Below are 18,276 nucleotides of genomic sequence, written 5' to 3'. Positions count from 1 at the left end.
TTTATACGTATTTTTGGCCTAAATTATCATTTATTTAAGATAATTTTGCATGTAATCTCCAATTTAGTCAATGCCAATAATTTACCACAAAAATATTGATCAGCATTCTGTTTTAGCAATTTGGAAAATTGAGGAAACAGAAGAAGAGTTGTTGGCCGGACTGCAGCTTAAGCAGCATGAACATGATATTATTTCATCATTAAACAGTGGCAAAAGGCTATTGCATTGGTTAAGTACGAGGCTGCTATTGAGAACAATGTTGAATACAACAGAGTATATTGACTGCCAGTTTGATGAACATGGCAAACCCTATCTGGTTAATTTCGATTACCATATTTCATTAAGTCATTCTTACGATTATGCAGCCGTGATGATTAGCAAAGATCATCCTGTTGGCATTGATATTGAACTGATTAAACACAAAATAAAAAGCATTAAACACAAGTTCTTAAGTGATGTAGAACTTGCCCAAAAGCAAATCGGGGATAATACCGATGGCTTATACGTAGCCTGGTGTGCTAAAGAGGCCATTTATAAGTGGCATGGCAAAAAAGGACTGGAGTTTAAACAGCATATCCATATTAAACCTTTTAAGTTAAGAAACGAAGGTTCATTAAATGCGTTGGTAGAATTGCCAGCCGGTACGCGGGAGTTAACCATTAATTACTTTAAAACAAAAGACGGTTACATGCTGGGCTATGTAGCCAGCAATTCTTAATATAAACGGAGATGAACGAGACAGTAGAAGCAATTGCAACAGACTTAAAACCAACTATTTTTGCAGACTGGGGCTTAACAGACTACCAGGAAGCATGGGATAAACAGGAAGATTTATTAAATAAAACGGTAGCCATTAAAACAGAAAACCGCGTAAATAACACCAATAAGCCTACTCCTAACCATCTCGTGTTTTGCGAGCACCCGCATGTTTATACTTTAGGTAAAAGCGGACATCCCGAAAATTTATTATTGGATGAGCAGGGATTAAAAGATAAAAAAGCAACTTACTATAAAATAAACCGGGGTGGCGATATTACTTATCATGGTCCGGGGCAGCTAGTGGGCTACCCTATTCTTGATCTTGATAACTTCTTTACTGATATCCATTTATATTTACGTACCCTGGAAGAGGCCGTTATCCTTACTTTAAAAGATTATGGGATAGAAGCGGGACGTTATCCTGGCTTTACCGGGGTTTGGTTAGATGCTGATAATGAAAAGGCACGTAAAATATGTGCTATGGGCGTTCGTTGCAGTCGCTGGGTTACCATGCATGGTTTTGCCTTTAATGTAAACGTAGATTTAGATTACTTTAAAAACATTGTGCCATGCGGTATTGATGATAAAGCTGTCACCTCTTTAGCAAAAGAATTGGGTTATCAATTAGATATGGAGGAAGTAAAAGGTAAACTGAAAAGCCACATTGCCGGACTCTTTAAAATGCAACTGATTTAATCGGCTGGATAAAACTAAGCCAAACGCTACTTCGTAGATTAACCCTATGAAGATTTTATTAAGCGCCATTTTATTTTCTTTCTTAACTTCGGGCTGTACAAAACAAGCACCCATGATTAACGAGCCAGCAATCAATCAAGCTACCAATCCATCAAGCGGAACAGGAAATTTCACTTATTTAGCCCTTGGCGATTCTTATACGATTGGTGAAGCTGTTAAACAAACAGAATCTTTTCCGTATCAACTTCAAAGCCTATTAAAGAATCAAAACATCAACGTAGCCAATCCTAAAATTATTGCCACTACAGGCTGGACAACCGACGAACTACAAGCTGCCATTAAAAAGGAAAACTTAACCGGCAGCTATAGTTTTGTTACGCTTTTGATTGGCGTAAACAACCAGTATCGTGGTTATCCGATCAGCACATACAAAAAAGAGTTCGCAGAATTGTTACAAACGGCAATTAATTATGCAGGTGGCAATAAAAGCAGGGTTTTTGTGGTTTCTATTCCCGATTGGGGTGTTACCCCTTTTGGTAAAAACTCAGGAAGAAACGTGCAAACCATAGCAAGCGAGATTGATAATTTTAACGCTGCAAACCAGGAAATGACGCTTGCAGCCGGCATAAATTATACGAATATTACTCCAGCCTCCAGAAATGCGACTACAGATATTTCATTAATTGCTGATGATGGCCTGCATCCAAGTGCCAAAATGTATGGCCAATGGGCCGGGGCCTTACTAACAAAAGTGGCCCCTATGTTGAAATAATTAATTTACAATTTATTCCATTTTTGAATTAAAAAAATTACTTTAGTTCAACAATTTAAATTAATAACTTTAAAGTTGATACTATGGAAGATCAAAAACCTCAAGAACAAGCACCTTTCGGGCAACCGCCTTTTGGACAACAACCATTCGGAAATCCTATCCCAAAAAACTGGCTTGTAGAATCAATCCTTGTTACCTTATTCTGCTGCTTACCATTCGGAATAGCTGGTATTGTAAATGCTGCAAATGTAAATAGCAAATATGCTGCTGGCGATTATGCCGGAGCTCAGGCTGCATCTGCTGCTGCCGGAAAATGGACAAAAATCGGCTTTTTTGTTGGAATCGGTGTTTATGTTTTATACATATTATTCTTTGTAGTGCTTGGTTTTGGCGGTGCCATGATGAGTAATTATAGATAATGAAACTACTGTACATCTTAGGATCGATTGTATTGTTATCAATTGTGATAATTTACTATAAATTCAATCCTGAGGTGTACAATTTCTTTCCCGAGTGCCCCTTCCACAAATACCTGCATTTAGATTGTCCTGGCTGTGGTTCGCAAAGAGCTATACACGCCTTGCTTCATTTAAACCTTCAGAAAGCGATGGGATATAACCTGCTGCTTGTACTCAGTTTGCCAATCCTAGTTCTGCACCTATTCTTCAAAATATACACTTATTTCACCAAAAGAAACCTGGTATTGCATTTCTGGTATAATCCAAATACGCCCAAAATAATTTTTGTTATCGTAATGATATTCTGGATTGCGAGAAATTTGCCATATACCCCATTTAAATATCTTGCCGCTTAAATACTCATATTAGCTGTAAGGTGATTATAATCTTTTAATACGGTTTCTAAAAACTGCAACTCGTTCATGCCACTTGGGATGGTTACAACAATATGTTCTTTGGTTTTGGCTGCCATCGTATAAATCAGGTCAGCATTTCCGGTCTGGTAATAACCTGTTAATACTTCATGGATCAGTTCTATATCACGATCGCTTAAATGTAATACTTCTTTAAACATTGGTTCATATTCCTCAGGCAGTTTAAAGCTAAAAGCGACATTGGCAAACGCTGTACGTGGTTTTGTTTTAATCAATGTGGTTTTAGCCAATATATCGCCCAAACGCTGGTGGTTTTTGGTTACCGCTACAGATACCAGTGCCACTACTCCCCATCCAAACGGGAAGCCAAAATCGATCATCCTGAACAACCACCTAAAAATATACTGACTAAAAGTTGGCTGGGTGCCATCTATACTGATTACTTTTATTTTTAACGCCTTTTTACCCAATGTTTGCCCATCCATCGTGATCTCGCAAACCAGGTCGTAAAAAGCAAATATTGCAATGAAAACAAACAGGACAATCATACCTGCACTTCCTGATATGCCTACTGAAACTGCCCCCATCACTACAAGGGTAATCACAGCAATCACCAGAAATCCAGCCAGGTCGATACACCTTGCAGCGATGCGCTCCCCAAGTCCGGCAATTTCATAATCAATATCAATATTTTGAGCAGTGCTAATTCTGATGCTATCCATATTCCAAACATAATTTTTTTTAAAGATAGTTGGGGTATATCAACTCGTAATTTTTTACAACTAAAGTTTTCTTATATATTTAAGCTTAGATGGCATTTGTTTTGCAGGTAAGATCAATCGTGGTTTTATTTACATAAAAAATTAACTATTTTAACGCCAGATTTGGTAACGCCTTTAAATGAGAGAAGCATTATTTGTTAAACAGAATTCGGAGAAATGGCAGCATTATGATTCCATGCGACAAGCCAATCCCGACGAAGTGGCCAATCAGTTTATCGAAATTACCAACGATCTTGCTTACGCAAAAACTTTTTATCCAAACTCGAAAACCACAGCTTATTTAAACGGTTTAGCGGCTAAACTGCACCAATCGGTTTATAAAAACAAAAAAGAGAAATCGAACCGCTTTATCCATTTCTGGAAAACAGAATTGCCTCTGATATTTTTAGCGCACCGGAAACAAATATTTTATGCTTTGTTTTTTTTCCTGATTTCCTGTGCTATCGGTGCCTTATCAGCCAAATACGACGATACCTTTGTCCGTTTGATTATGGGGGATAACTATGTAAATATGACCAATGAAAACATTGCCAAAGGCGATCCTTTTGGCGTATACAAACAGGATAATCAATTTATGATGTTTTTGCAGATAGGTTCTAACAACATCTTCGTTGCCTTATATACTTTTGTTTTGGGCATCTTATTTTCATTTGGTTCCATCGTTTCCCTATTCAGGAACGGAATTATGCTCGGTTCTTTCCAATATTTCTTTTTCAGCAAGGGCCTGGGTTTTCAATCTGTTCTGGTGATCTGGATCCATGGCACACTCGAAATTTCCGCCATTGTGCTGGCTGGCGCGGCTGGTTTAATTTTAGGCAACAGCTTTTTATTTCCCAAAACCTACACCCGCATGGCATCCATACAAAAAGGGGCAAAAGATGGGTTAAAAATTGTAATCGGCCTGATTCCGATTTTTATTGTCGCTGCTTTTTTCGAAAGTTTTGTTACCCGCCATACCGAAATGCCGTTAGCGCTAAGCCTGTTGATATTGTTATCGTCAGCAGTATTTATGATATGGTATGTATTTATTTATCCTATTAAAATTCAACGTAAACAAGTCACACTAAATTAACATGATCGGGAAATTAGAATTTAGAAAAAAAAGAGATTTCGGACAGGTGATAAACGATACGTTTACCTTTATGCGGCAAAACTTTAAACCGCTGATTAAGGTATATTTTACGTTTTGCGGCTTGTTCGTATTGGCCAGTATGCTTACCATGCTGTTGCAACAATATAAAATGGTTAATATTTTCAATACCATTGGTGTTGAAGGAAATACAAACAAGTTTGGCTTATCATCGGTATATAGCATAGAGTATTTTTTATCCATTTTATTTTCACTGGCCACATATGCCAGTATGAGCGTAGCTATACTTTCTTATATCGCCGTGTACGTAAAAAAGAGGAATGAAACGCCCACTACTGAAGAGGTTTGGGGTTATTTTAAATATTATTTTTTCAGGATTTTTGGCAGTTCGCTTTTATTGATCCTGATGCTCATTATATCTTTTGTCTTCTGTGTTGTACCGTTCTTTTGGCTATTCCCTTACGTAGCGATGATCTTTCCGATCATGGTAATCGAAAATGGTTCGCTGGGTTATTCTTTCACAAGAAGTTTTGCTGTAATCAAAGATAATTTCTGGGTTACTTTTGGAACCCTTATTGTGGTATGGATTATTGTATATGCCTGCATGAGTATGGTGATTTTACCAACCACTTTATTCAATATGATCGGTATGTTTACGCATAAAACACCTCGCATGTCGTTAACATTAACCATGATTACCACCGTTTTACAATCTATCTGCCAAGTTTTTACCATTATACCGATCATTACCATCTCGCTTGCCTATTTCAGTTTGGTTGAACAGAAAGAAAACCCAGGACTAATGGAACGCATTTCCCATTTTGGCAATACCGAAAAACCTATAGATACCAGACCTGAAGAATATTAAAATGCAGCGTATTTTTATCCGATATCTTCTCGTTTCCTTTTTGTTTTTTATTCCGGTAATCAGCAATGCGCAAGCTATTAAACCGAAAACTATTGTTAAGGAGCTCAGGATTGATAGTGCTAAAATTACCCCATCAAAATTTGATAAGGATTCGATCAGCAGTTATAAAGAGCAGAAAGAATTTCAGTATGATGAAATTGGCCAGCAGCAGCTTTCCTGGTGGGATAAATTCTGGATGTGGTTTTGGAATTTAATTGGCTCATTGATTCAAGGGGCAACCTCTAATTTGATTTCGAGGTATATTTTTATCGGGCTAGGTATAGCGCTTATCCTGTATATCGTGATCAAAACTATCGGAGCTGAAAATATATTCAGGAAAAAATCAAAAGAAACCATTCTTCCTTATGATGTAATTACCGAAAACATTCATGAGATTGATTATGAACAGGAACTGCAAAGATTAGTTGCCGAAAGGAAATTCCGTTTGGCAGTTAGGCTTTTGTATTTGAGGGCGCTAAAAAAATTAAGTGATGCCGAAATCATCAATTGGCAACCCGATAAAACCAATTACAATTATTTAATGGAAATCACTAAACCCGAACTCAGAAATGATTTCAGTAGACTTACCCTACAGTTCGATTACATCTGGTACGGCGATTTCCCTATCGATGAGGTGAAATTTGAACCCATTAACCAGTCGTTTAACCAGTTTAACAACCAGATTAAATGAAAGGTTATAAAACATATCTGATTATTGGTTCAATCCTGATCCTCCTTTATTTAGTTGCCCAATACAACAAACCCACACCAACAAACTGGGCACCAACTTATGCCATAAAGGATAAAATACCTTATGGAACATACATCTTGTACCATCGGATCAAGGATATTTTACCAAAGGCAACGATTCATCAATCTAAAAGCGCCATTTACAATACTTTAAAGGCTAAAAAATTTAACAAAACGGCCTATTTGATCGTTGCCCAAAAAGCAGAGATCAGCAAAACGGATTTCAGCCAGCTGGTTAAATATATGCAGGCTGGTAATGATGCCTTTATTGCCAGTTACGATCTTGGCAAGATAGAAAAGACCCTTAAATTGCAAGCGGTTGGCGCCATGTCGGCCGAAGGCAGCACACTGAATTTCACCAACCCAAACCTAAAAACTGACGCAAACTATGGCTTCGACAGGGGCATTGGCAGTCAATATTACAGTAAACTTGACACCAATAAGGCGACTGTACTTGGTGTAAACGGGGATGGGAAACCTAACTTCATCCGCTACAATTATGGGAAAGGCAATCTATATCTGATTGCGGAGCCGGGGTTTTATACCAATTTTAACCTATTGGATAAATATGGGGCCGAATATGCTGCAAAAACCCTGAGTTACCTGCAGGGAAATACCCAGGTAATTTTTGATGAATATTTTGCCGGACAGGAAAATACCACAACCGATATGCTCAGGGTATTTTTTAAACATCCCGAACTTAAATTTGCCTATTACCTGAGCATTTTCAGTTTGATTATTTTTGTTTTCTACGATATCAAACGCAGGCAAAGGATTATCCCCATTGCCGATCCGCTTACCAATTCGTCATTGGCCTTTGTTCATGTGGTTGGTAGTGTGTATTATCATGAGCGGAATAACCTCGATATCGCCTTGAAAAAAATCAACTACTTTATGGAACATCTGCGGAGCAGGTATTACCTTAAAACCAATGATATCGACAGCAAATTTGCTCAAATACTAATGGAAAAAACGGTTATTAACGAAGCCCTTGCCAAAACGTTAACCAGATATTTTATCGAAATACCTCAAATGGGCAACCTGAGCGATACACAATTGATCAATTTAAACGAAAGCATAGAACAGTTTTATAAAATTACGCAAAGCAATGGAACAAGAACAGTTTAACCCACGTACCGATTTAAGTGCATTAAATGCAGCTGTAAATCAAATTAGAACCGTACTTGGAAATATCATAGTAGGCCAAAAACAGGTGATCGATTTTTTGATTGTTGGTTTACTTGCCGATGGACATATCTTAATTGAAGGCGTTCCGGGCGTAGCAAAAACGTTAAGCGCAAAACTGCTTGCCAAATCAATCGATGCTCAATTTTCGAGGGTACAGTTTACGCCTGATCTAATGCCTTCAGATGTATTGGGTACCCCGATTTTTAATACCAAGGCAGGTGATTTTGAATTCAGAAAAGGTCCGATTTTCGGTAATATTATTCTGGTTGACGAAATTAACCGTGCACCGGCCAAAACCCAATCTGCACTTTTCGAAGTGATGGAAGAACGCCAGGTAACCATTGATGGACAAACCTATATGATGGATGAACCTTTTATGGTATTGGCTACGCAGAACCCGATTGAGCAGGAAGGAACTTACCGTTTGCCCGAAGCTCAACTAGATCGTTTCCTTTTCAAAATTGAGGTTAAATATCCTTCTCTGGAGGAAGAAACGGCAATTTTAACCGCACAGCACACTTTGGTTAACAAAACGTTATTAAACGATGTACAACCGGTATTATCCGTGCAACAGATACAAGAGGCCAGGGCCATTATCCGCAATTTATTTGTTGAGCCGAAGTTATTAGAATTTATCGCCAAAATTGTAACCGAAACCCGCAACAATTCATCCCTTTATTTAGGTGCTTCGCCTAGGGCATCATTAGCCATTGTCCATAGTGCAAAAGCTTTTGCTGCCATCCAGGGCCGCGATTTTGTTACACCGGATGATATCATTGCCGTTGCTAGCCCTGTATTAGCTCACAGAATATTGTTATCTCCTGAAAAAGAAATGGAAGGCTTAACCACAACCGATATTGTAAACCAGATTATTAAAAAAATTGAAGTACCGAGGTAAGTCCACAGTCTTGAGTCTGTAGTCATTAGTCTTAATTACCATTAATAAGTCACCCTGAGCGGAGTCGAAGGGTAATCGATTAACTAAAACAGTTGTCAATTTTCAGTTCGCAGTTTGCAATTAACCGATTTGAACAATTACCAATGATCAAATCACAATATCAAATCCAGCGATCGGGCTAGCAATTGCCATAATACGGTTAACCATTTTAAACAATTTAGCAATTAAACAATCTCTACAATTGAAAAAATTCTTTCAGCAATATTATACCAATCTATTCCTAACTGATCGTTTATTTACGGCCTTAGGCTTCTGTATTGTACTTTTTTTGCTAAAGTTCTTTTTTGCCTGGCTGGGCGATATCCCTGAAATTGCAACTGGAGCGGTAGCTGTTTTGTTTTTTATCGATCTTTTTATCCTCTACCGGAATAGCAAGGGAGTTGAAGTAAAAAGATTTACGTCAAAGCGTTTGAGCAATGGCGATGAAAATCCGATCCAGATTGAAATCGCAAACCGTTATGGTTTTGGGGTAAATGCAAGGGTAATTGACGAAATACCTTTTCAGTTTCAGATCCGTGATAAAGATTTTAGACTTCATTTAAAACCTGCAGAAATAAAATCAATCCATTATAACTTACGACCAACCAAACGTGGTGAATATGATTTCGGATTTATCCGGACTTATATCAGTTCACCGTTGGGCTTAATCAGTCGGCGTTATAATTTCGATGGAGCGAAAGTTCTCCCCGTTTATCCTTCATTTATCAATCTTGGTCAATACGAATTGATGGCCGTTTCGCGCTATTTAACCGAGTTTGGAATCAAAAAAATCAGAAAGGTTGGACAGAGCAGCGAATTCGACCAGATTAAAAATTATGTAGGCGGTGATGATATCCGTACCATTAACTGGAAAGCCACCGCCAGGAAAGGTGGTTTGATGGTGAATACCTATACGGATGAAAAATCGCAGAATATTTATTGCATCATCGATAAATCGCGGGTAATGCGCATGCCTTTCGAAGGCTTAAGCCTGCTCGATTATGCCATCAATGCAAGTGTTGCTTTGTCGAAAGTAGCCATGCTGAAAGAAGATAAAGCAGGTTTGATTACCCTATCCGAAACCATCGGTTCAATAGTACCTGCCGACCGTAAAGCTTCGCAGCTGGGCAGTATTATGAATGTACTGTACAAAGAAAAAACCCGGTATCTGGAAAGTAACTTAGAGGCGCTTTATTCTACTGTACGTTCGGTAGTAAAACAACGCGGACTTTTAGTTTTCTTTACCAATTTCGAAAGTTTATCGGCACTTCAACGTCAGTTACCCTATTTAAAAAGAATCGCCAAGTACCACTTATTGGTTGTGGTATTTTTCGAAAACACCGAACTTAAAGGATTAAGCACCGATCCGGCCAAAGATGTAGAAGGCATTTACCATAAAACGATTGCAGAAAAGTTTATCTACGAGAAGAAACTGATGGTTAAAGAACTGAACAAACATGGCATTTTGGCTATCCTTACCCCGCCACAAAAGCTTACGGTTAATGTAATTAATCAGTATTTGGCATTGAAGGCACAGCAGCGGATATAGTCCACAGTCTTAAGTCCTTAGTCCAAAATAAGCGATTGACAAGAGACTCACGACTTAAGACTACTGACTCCGGACTAACCCTACTCTTCTTCCCTAAAATACACTTTATAAAAGTTCATCGATTTATCATCGTCGTAACCTTTCTCGATCATGTCTTTATTGCCGTGGATATAGATGTGGAAGTTCTTATCCAGTTTTAACACGCTTTTATAAGCCCGGGCTTGTTTTTTAACGGCAGATTCGGCGATTTCAAAATGATCAGCTATCGGGCTTTCGAATTCCTCTTCGTAATTTTTCTTATAATTCTTGAACGATTCGATCCCTTCGGCATTACCGATTACCTCATTCCCGAATTCTTCAATATCAAAGGTTTCTTTTTCTTTGAAGTATTTCATTGAACGGTTTAAAAGATCGATTTTATCCGCTTTACTGATTTCATAATCATCATCCAATTTCTGGGTGACAAAGTTTTTATAAACGCCTAAAACGTTATTGGTTTGGTTATAACTATCGTTCCTGATTTTCAGCTTCAAAAACTCATCCTTCCAATAAACGGCAGCATCGTTGCTGCTTTTCGATTGATCTAAAACCACGACTTTATAGCCTTCTTCTTTGTCTACGTTAAAGATCAGGCAGCCCTTATCCAATTTATTAATACTGATGGCCTCCTGCTCGTAGCTCATATTAAAGCCGTCGAGCTCGGGGTAAACCTTTAAGTAAGTATCTTTAGTTTCAGATTTGAAAATCCCCAAAACATCCAGTTGTTCGCCTTCTATCTGCACTTTTTCGAAATAAGCGACATACAATTCACCCGATTTAATTTTTGGGTGGTTGGCTACATCATATAAATATTTGGCCAGTTGCTGCGAGTCTTCATGAAAAAGCGCATTGTTTTCAAAAATCTCATGTGCAAAGTGGAATACTTCGTTCAGCGCTAAATTATCATTGGGATGATAAAAACGATAAACTTCATTAACTTTTTCGAAAGGCTTTAAGAAATACTGCATCAGCAGGTTTCCTAATAGTTCATCTTCAATTTTTAAAGGTGCATCAGATAATTTATAATACTCTTCAACCAGTTTATTACCGGTATGGTGGATGGAAAGTTGCTTAAGCGAAGCCTCGAAAAATGAAATCATGGCAGCAAAAATAACAAAATGATTGGTTAACCTTACTCAAAAATCACATAGCTATTGTTCAACCAATTGTTCAACATTCACTCAAATACAGAAATTATTTCAGCATCAAATTTTATTGATTAAAATTTTAAAGTTAATAAGACTGATAGAAACTAACGGCTACTTTTTAATTTATTAATGAAATCAATAATCTTTTGATCGGCATAATTTGCCACGCCTTCATGCCTGAAAGATAGCCTGCCCTGTTTATCAAAAATGACAGTTGTGGGCAAGGCACCCGCAAATACTTTTTCTGGAATATCACTATCTACTTTATAGATTGGCATTGCATATTTACGGTCGGACATAAACTTGCCCGATTTAGCAAAATCACCATCAGCATCTGCAAAAATAAAAACTATATCTTTATCCTCTTTAAATTGTGTATAAAGTTTGTTAATTGATGGCATTTCGGCCCTACATGGCGGACACCAGGTTGCCCAAAAATTGAGAAAAATAATCTTCCCTTTTAAATCACCCAGATCAATCAGATTCCCTTTAATATCTTTAAACCGGATCCCGTTGAGACCTGCAACATTTTCTTTCGGCGTTTCAACAGTAGGCTTATAAAAACCAATCTCCATCAATCCTTTAATAAAAAATGCTTTTGCATCGGGTACAAAAACAATTACCAATAGGAAAATGACAAATAAAGCGTTGAATATATTTTTCCTGATGAACTTCATTAATTATTTGTTTTCTGTATCGCAAATCATAACAAATAGGTTTGCAAATTGATATTTGAATAATTTATTGTACCGCTTACGTTAAACTATCGATTAAATAAAGGGTCATACCACTATAAATACAATGTTACTTTGTAAATATATATAATTGATTAAGAATTACTACTTTTGGCCTGTTGAAAAAGCATAGACAAAACATTCAAAAATATTTATCGGTATTTATGCTGATTGTATTTGCTATTGCTTTAACTCCCTGGAGTGTACTTCACCACCATAATCCTCTTCCGGTTGTGGAGAAAGAGGTTAACTGTAAACATGTTAGTCACTTACAGGCCCATGGCGATACCTGTTTAATCTGTAATGCGAGTTTTGAAAAAAACTATGTGCAAACGCACCACATTTACAAAATCTTCTTATCAGCTAAAATCTTTAACCGTACCGAACCTACGTTAAAGAATGCTTTTACCGAAATAAAGCGCACTTGCTTACGCGGTCCCCCATTAGCTTAATTTTTTCATTTCGAGCGCAAACGCGCTAAACCATTTTTTTAGATGAAACCTAAACTAGCTTCAAAAAGGCTATTTATTGGGCTTTCCGATCATTTTTATTTAAACACAACACATGAAAAAATTACAGCTTATTGGCTTGGTAATTCTATATACATTATTAAGCAATACCGCTTTCGCTGCCTTGCTAAAAGATATAAAAGGTAAGGTTATTGATGCCAGTACAAAACAAACATTACCAGGTGCTACCATTTTTATTCCGGATTTGAAGGTTTCGGCCGTAACCAACAATGATGGAGAATTTACATTGAATAACCTTCCTTCGAGAGGAAGTTACCTGGTTGAAGTACATTACGTAGGCTACAAAACCGCTACACAAGTGGTAAATTTTGCCAGCGCAGACGGATTAGAATTTTCTTTACAGCCTACTGCAATAGAAACAAAAGAGATCGTAATCACAGGAAGTTTAATCAGTAGCACGAGCAAACGAAATAGTGCTTCATCGGCAATAGTGGGCAAAGATCAGCTTTTGCAGCCTTCCACCAATTTAATTGATGCATTAACCAAAATCCCTGGAGTATCACAGATCACTACCGGACCTTCTATTTCCAAACCTGTTATCAGAGGTTTAGGCTACAACAGAATTGTAACTTTAGATGACGGAATTAAACAACAGGGCCAGCAATGGGGCGATGAACATGGTATCGAAATCGATCAGTTTAAATCAGACCGTATCGAAGTTTTACGTGGTGCAGCATCATTAATGTACGGTTCGGATGCACTTGGGGGTGTAATTAACTTATTAGAGCCTAGTTCAGCACCAGAAGGACAGGTAAAAGGTGAATTTATTAGCAATTACTCTACTAACAACGGACTTACCGCTAACTCATTAATGTTAAATGGTAACGAAAACGGCTTTGTTTGGAGAGCCCGTGGAACCTATAAAAATGCCTATTCTTTTAAAACGCCTACAGGTTACTTCCCAAATTCCGGCTTTAACGAAACCGATTTAAGCGGTATGGTGGGCTTGAACAAAAGCTGGGGTTATACTCACTTAAATGTTTCCAACTTTCATAATAATATCGGTTTTTACGATCCTACTTTAGATGCGAATGGAAATTTCGTGAGAGAGGACAGTAGTTCCTTCACAAACAAAGATAATAAGAGTCGTACTTTAGAATATCCGCGTCAGGATATCAGGCACTTTAAAATTGCCTTGAACAACAATTTCATTATCGGTAATGGCAATTTAAAAGCTGATTTTGGTTATCAACAGAACCAGCGCCGCGAGTTGGAAGATGGTCCAGATCCATCATTATTCTTCGATCTTAAAACCTACAATGCCGATTTAAAATACTATATCCACGAAACGAACGGATGGCAACCTGTATTTGGTGTAAGCGCTGATGCAGGTCACAGTGAAAACAAAGCAAATGATGAATTTTTGATACCAAATTATAATACTTATGGTATTGGTGTTTTTGCTTATGCCAAGAAAAATTGGGAGAACAATACCTTTAGTATTGGTGCCCGTTACGATTATAGAAAGAATAATGGGAAACAATTATTCGTAGATAATGAAGAGCAATTTGCACCTTTTCGGAATAAATTTTCTAATGTGAGTGGTGCACTAGGTTTTACGCATCAATTTAACGAAGAATGGAACTTTAAAGCGAATGCGGGTTCTGCTTTCCGTGCACCAAATCCAGCTGAATTAGCATCAAATGGTGTACATGAAGGAACTTTCCGCTATGAAATAGGCAACTCCAATTTAATGCCAGAACGCAGTTATCAGGTGGATGCAGCTTTAGAATACGAAGGAAAAATTGTGAGTGCAAGTGCAAGTATTTATAATAATTACATTCACAACTTTATTTACGCTTCAACCAACGGAGAAAGAATAGATGCAGAAGGTAATAATTATCCAGTTTACCGCTACGGTCAAGTTAATGCTAATTTATATGGAGCTGAAGCGAGTTTAACCATTCACCCTGTTCCGTTTATTCATTTTGAAAATACTTTTGGATATGTTCATGCACGAAACAATAGCTTAAATAAGCCACTGGCTTTCATACCGGCCGGAACATTGAGAAATGAGCTGCGTTTCGAGCCTAAATTTAAAGGAACAAATGATGCATATCTTTCTGTAGGCATCAACTCAGCATTTAAACAGGCCCGTGTGGATAATGTTTTTGAAACGCCTACCAGCGGCTATACCTTGCTGAACGCAGGTATCGGCGCTACATTTAATTTAGGCAAACAACCGGTTAAACTATCGGTTTCGGCCAATAATTTATTAAACCAGAAATATTATGATGCATTGAGTAGATTAAAACCTGGTCGTTTAGATTCAGAAAACCTTAATTTAGGTGTTTATAACCCAGGCAGAAACATCACTTTCGGATTGTATATTCCTTTCCAGGTAGTTAAATAATTCAATCTATAGTTCTATAAACTAAAAGAGCTTGATAAATCAAGCTCTTTTAGTTTAATTTTGTGCTATGCCCAACTAATCAAATGCACATTTAGAGGCCAGAAGCATTTACTGGCGATATTAGTCGAAATACATTACAGTTCAACAAACAATTGATTTAAAAATCAAGGCTTGGCATTGACACATCTGTCTTTTTTAAATTAAAAGTCTTTACAATTGTCACCTTTTTTGATCCATCTTTAGGAATTACGTCAAAGCTAATCCTTACAGCTAGTTGCCAATTTCGGGGATCTGCTGTTTTTTTATCGGGATAGCTAAAGTCTCGATAATACTGATATGATCTGTCCTTACCGGGAAATTCAACTGGATTTACATATACTTTATCATTTCCAACTGTTTCAAATGTTCCACCTGTAACTGTAAAAATTGCAGCTTCGGCACCTGTAAATGCACCTAGTGTGGGATTTAAAACCAATAAATCCTCCTTTATATTTTCTATATCAGCAATTCTTAGAATTTCTGGATTAAATACTAAGTTATTTTTTGGAAGATTATTATCATTAAATTTAAATTTCCACTTTGCCGAATGTGGACCTCTAAATGTTGAAAACACATGGTAATTTTGAGCAAGAATCTCTGGAGCATTTAGAAGATTTACTATACCCATGGTCTGATTGTACTGGGGAATCAGACCATCAGCTACCTGCGAATTGCTCTGACCAGGTAAAACTAAAAATGAATTACTCAATCCAGAGCTATTTGTTGCGGTTCCTTGTAATTCAATTTTTGTATCCATATTTAAACGAACTTGCTGAGTGTTTGAACTACTTCCACCTACTAGAGCGCTAAAAAAACCAGACATTTTACCTGATAACAAATTGGTTATCGCTCCACTAATGCTATTATAAAATCCTTTTTCAGCTTCAGTACTAGCCTTACCTAATAGAGCTTGTACTCCAGATGCACCAGCAAAAGTTAAACCAGCCTTGGTTGCAACGTTTAATATGGAAGTAATATCACCACTTGTTGGACTTGTGATTGTTCCATTAATAGATCCTGTTTGTGTTCCATTCAAATTGAAATTTGTAATATTAACCGTTTTTGTATTCCATTGAATTCCAAACGATGGAAAAGTAGTATTTGAAATATTCGGATCGTAAGCAATTTCATAATCCATTGCAATCCAATTACCCATCAAATTTATTTGTTGATTATTGGTTTTTGCGAATCCACTAATTGCTTCACCAGCATTAGTAATTCCTCCACTCTCGAAATTTAGCATCTGTGAGTTTGAGTTACCAAATAAACTTAATCCATGAAGAATCTGCGAAGAGGCAGTTATTGTTCCCGGAGGGATATATAAATAAAACCTTAGCAGCCCTCTATATTTATTATAAAGCGCAAAGTATAATCCCCCTGGTTTAATTTGTGACGGAGATGTATTACTATCAAATGTGTCATAAACTAATTCCCAACCATCGGCTTTTTTATAATCGCCAACAATATTTGCATCAATACCACCAACACTTCCTATCCATGGCATAGGAATAACATTAGCGGGATTAGACGGCATATAGGTTGTCTTTTCCCAGTCAAAAATAAAAGGAGGAATTACGCTTAATTTGTTCTTTAATGAAAGAGTTTTTTCTGGGCTAGGAGAATCCTCTTTTTTACATGAAGTGAAGAAAATGGCACCAAATGATATCATTAGTAGATAATACCGAAAGGTTAATGTTGTTTTAATCATAGTTATATTTTTTTTAAAGATATATAACAAAGATAAAAAAATGCAACAATGTTGCGAATGTTATTTAGAAAACTTCATTATAATTATATTTTTATAAAAAACTCATTATTAAGCGTTTAAAAACATTGCTAGAAACATCACTTTCGGACTGTATATTCCTTTCCAGGTGGTTAAATAAGATCATTAATTTCTTTATAAACCAAAAAGCGGAGTTGATCGATGAGATCACTCCGCTTTTTGGTTTAAGTATGTTCTACGATAAATCGTCGTCATCTCGACTGAAGCGTAGCGAAATGGAGAGATCTATCTAGACAGATTTCTCGACTGCGTTGCACTCCGCTCGAAATGACGGTAACCTGAGGGAGAGTCGCTGCCACCTCAACTATTTCTTAAACGTTTCCCTTTTTGCCCTTACATACTGGTTTGGCCATTCCGTATTATCTCCTAATACCTGTGCTGCATGTGTTGGAAAATAAGCATCACGTAATGATTCGCGGGCAATAAAAATTAAATCGGCTTTTTCCTGTTCCAGAATTTCTTCTGCCTGGTGCGCCTCAACAATTACGCCTACAGCACCGGTATAAATGCCGATCTCATTTCTGATTTTATCAGCAAAAGGAACCTGGTAATTTGGTCCGGCTGGGATAAAGGCATCAGGTACATTGCCACCCGAAGAAGTATCAATTAAATCTACACCCCGATCTTTTAATACCGCAGCCAATTGCAATGAGTCATTTTCGTTCCATCCGCCTTCTGTCCAGTCGGTTGCCGAAATGCGGACAAATAAAGGCAGGTTTTCGGGCCATACCGATTGCACAGCTTCAACCACATCAATGACTAAACGGATCCGGTTTTCGAAACTTCCACCGTAAACATCTGTACGTTTATTGCTCAGCGGACTAAAAAATTGATGCAGTAGATAACCATGTGCAGCATGTATTTCTACTACTTTATAGCCTGCATCCAATGAACGTTTAGCTGCTGCCCTAAACGCAAAAACAATATCCTGAATTTCCGATATCGTTAATTCGTGTGGTTCAACCTGCCCTTGTTTAAAAGGAATTGGCGATGGACCAACCGGTTTCCAGCTGTCTTCGCCGGCAGCAATCTGTTCGCCGCCATTCCATGGCACCTCACAACTGGCTTTTCTGCCTGCATGTGCCAACTGAATCCCGGCGATAGCACCATTATTATGAATAAAAGAAACAATCTGTTTCAGTTTTTCTACATGTTCATCTTTCCAGATACCCAGATCGGCATAAGTAATTCTTCCATCAGCCGTTACTGCTGAAGCTTCCTGGATAATTAAGCCTGCACCACCAACAGCACGGCTTCCTAAATGCACCAGGTGCCAATCGTTGGCAAAGCCATCAATAGCAGAATATTGGCACATGGGCGAAATCACAATTCTATTTTTTAAGGTTACATCCTTTATGGTAAAAGGAGAAAATAATTTAGACATA

Annotated in this window: 18 protein-coding genes; 13 read left to right on the top strand and 5 right to left on the bottom strand. The window is 37.5% G+C overall.

What is annotated here, in order from left to right:
- Positions 1-70: 70 nt before the first annotated feature.
- The 5 genes from IM793_RS15495 to IM793_RS25155 all read left to right on the top strand — a co-directional run bounded on the left by IM793_RS15495 (position 71) and on the right by IM793_RS25155 (position 3,041).
- A complete protein-coding gene (locus tag IM793_RS15495; protein WP_132399471.1) occupies positions 71-718 on the top strand; it encodes a 4'-phosphopantetheinyl transferase superfamily protein in 648 nt (215 codons plus the stop codon).
- An 11-nt stretch (positions 719-729) separates the two neighbouring features.
- Entirely contained in the window at positions 730-1,455 is a 726-nt protein-coding gene (lipB, locus tag IM793_RS15490; protein WP_193422850.1) for a lipoyl(octanoyl) transferase LipB, read from the top strand.
- A 46-nt stretch (positions 1,456-1,501) separates the two neighbouring features.
- Entirely contained in the window at positions 1,502-2,227 is a 726-nt protein-coding gene (locus IM793_RS15485; protein ID WP_193422848.1) for an SGNH/GDSL hydrolase family protein, read from the top strand.
- Between the two features lie 83 nt (positions 2,228-2,310).
- Positions 2,311-2,646, top strand: coding sequence for a CD225/dispanin family protein (locus tag IM793_RS15480; protein ID WP_132399479.1), 336 nt, complete (start codon positions 2,311-2,313; stop codon positions 2,644-2,646).
- Positions 2,646-3,041, top strand: coding sequence for a DUF2752 domain-containing protein (locus tag IM793_RS25155; RefSeq protein ID WP_132399481.1), 396 nt, complete (start codon positions 2,646-2,648; stop codon positions 3,039-3,041). The genes IM793_RS15480 and IM793_RS25155 overlap by 1 nt, the downstream gene beginning before the upstream one ends.
- On the opposite strand, the gene IM793_RS15470 is transcribed toward IM793_RS25155, so the two are convergent.
- Positions 3,038-3,781 carry an RDD family protein gene (locus IM793_RS15470; RefSeq protein ID WP_193422846.1) on the bottom strand — a complete coding sequence of 248 codons (744 nt, stop codon included), beginning with the start codon at positions 3,779-3,781 and terminating at the stop codon, positions 3,038-3,040. The genes IM793_RS25155 and IM793_RS15470 overlap by 4 nt on opposite strands.
- Positions 3,782-3,959: 178 nt before the next feature.
- Here IM793_RS15470 and IM793_RS15465 point away from each other — a divergent pair, with 178 nt between their 5' ends.
- The 6 genes from IM793_RS15465 (at position 3,960) to IM793_RS15440 (ending at position 10,262) form a co-directional block, all read left to right on the top strand.
- Positions 3,960-4,913, top strand: coding sequence for a stage II sporulation protein M (locus IM793_RS15465; protein WP_193422844.1), 954 nt, complete (start codon positions 3,960-3,962; stop codon positions 4,911-4,913).
- Between the two features lies 1 nt (position 4,914).
- Positions 4,915-5,799 carry a hypothetical protein gene (locus IM793_RS15460; RefSeq protein WP_193422842.1) on the top strand — a complete coding sequence of 295 codons (885 nt, stop codon included), beginning with the start codon at positions 4,915-4,917 and terminating at the stop codon, positions 5,797-5,799.
- Position 5,800: 1 nt separating this feature from the next.
- Complete coding sequence (locus IM793_RS15455) at positions 5,801-6,529, top strand: DUF4129 domain-containing protein (protein ID WP_193422839.1); 729 nt, start codon at positions 5,801-5,803, stop codon at positions 6,527-6,529.
- Positions 6,526-7,716 carry a DUF4350 domain-containing protein gene (locus tag IM793_RS15450; protein ID WP_193422837.1) on the top strand — a complete coding sequence of 397 codons (1,191 nt, stop codon included), beginning with the start codon at positions 6,526-6,528 and terminating at the stop codon, positions 7,714-7,716. The genes IM793_RS15455 and IM793_RS15450 overlap by 4 nt, the downstream gene beginning before the upstream one ends.
- Positions 7,697-8,674 (top strand): MoxR family ATPase, encoded by a 978-nt coding sequence (locus IM793_RS15445; RefSeq protein ID WP_132399493.1) that lies wholly within the window; start codon positions 7,697-7,699, stop codon positions 8,672-8,674. The genes IM793_RS15450 and IM793_RS15445 overlap by 20 nt, the downstream gene beginning before the upstream one ends.
- A gap of 241 nt (positions 8,675-8,915) precedes the next feature.
- Positions 8,916-10,262 carry a DUF58 domain-containing protein gene (locus IM793_RS15440; RefSeq protein WP_193422836.1) on the top strand — a complete coding sequence of 449 codons (1,347 nt, stop codon included), beginning with the start codon at positions 8,916-8,918 and terminating at the stop codon, positions 10,260-10,262.
- Positions 10,263-10,342: 80 nt separating this feature from the next.
- Here IM793_RS15440 and IM793_RS15435 read toward each other — a convergent pair whose 3' ends face one another.
- Both IM793_RS15435 and IM793_RS15430 read right to left on the bottom strand, forming a co-directional pair.
- Entirely contained in the window at positions 10,343-11,401 is a 1,059-nt protein-coding gene (locus tag IM793_RS15435) for a nucleoid-associated protein (protein WP_193422833.1), read from the bottom strand.
- Positions 11,402-11,553: 152 nt separating this feature from the next.
- Positions 11,554-12,126 (bottom strand): TlpA disulfide reductase family protein, encoded by a 573-nt coding sequence (locus IM793_RS15430; RefSeq protein ID WP_193422831.1) that lies wholly within the window; start codon positions 12,124-12,126, stop codon positions 11,554-11,556.
- A gap of 221 nt (positions 12,127-12,347) precedes the next feature.
- On the opposite strand from IM793_RS15430, the gene IM793_RS15425 reads away from it, so the two are divergent.
- Positions 12,348-12,635 (top strand): hypothetical protein, encoded by a 288-nt coding sequence (locus tag IM793_RS15425; RefSeq protein WP_193422829.1) that lies wholly within the window; start codon positions 12,348-12,350, stop codon positions 12,633-12,635.
- Positions 12,636-12,747: 112 nt separating this feature from the next.
- Positions 12,748-15,066, top strand: a complete 2,319-nt coding sequence (locus tag IM793_RS15420) for a TonB-dependent receptor (RefSeq protein WP_193422828.1) — start codon at positions 12,748-12,750, stop codon at positions 15,064-15,066.
- A 157-nt stretch (positions 15,067-15,223) separates the two neighbouring features.
- On the opposite strand, the gene IM793_RS15415 is transcribed toward IM793_RS15420, so the two are convergent.
- Both IM793_RS15415 and namA read right to left on the bottom strand, forming a co-directional pair.
- Positions 15,224-16,813 carry a hypothetical protein gene (locus tag IM793_RS15415; protein WP_193422826.1) on the bottom strand — a complete coding sequence of 530 codons (1,590 nt, stop codon included), beginning with the start codon at positions 16,811-16,813 and terminating at the stop codon, positions 15,224-15,226.
- A gap of 382 nt (positions 16,814-17,195) precedes the next feature.
- Positions 17,196-18,275: an NADPH dehydrogenase NamA gene (gene namA, locus IM793_RS15410; protein ID WP_132399505.1), complete on the bottom strand. Its 1,080-nt coding sequence runs from the start codon at positions 18,273-18,275 to the stop codon at positions 17,196-17,198.
- Position 18,276: the final 1 nt, after the last annotated feature.

The sequence above is a fragment of the Pedobacter sp. MR2016-19 genome (assembly GCF_014947265.1).
Lineage (GTDB): Bacteria > Bacteroidota > Bacteroidia > Sphingobacteriales > Sphingobacteriaceae > Pedobacter.
The sequence above is the reverse complement of the archived record's forward strand: the minus strand, read 5'-3'. Positions and strand labels throughout refer to the sequence as shown.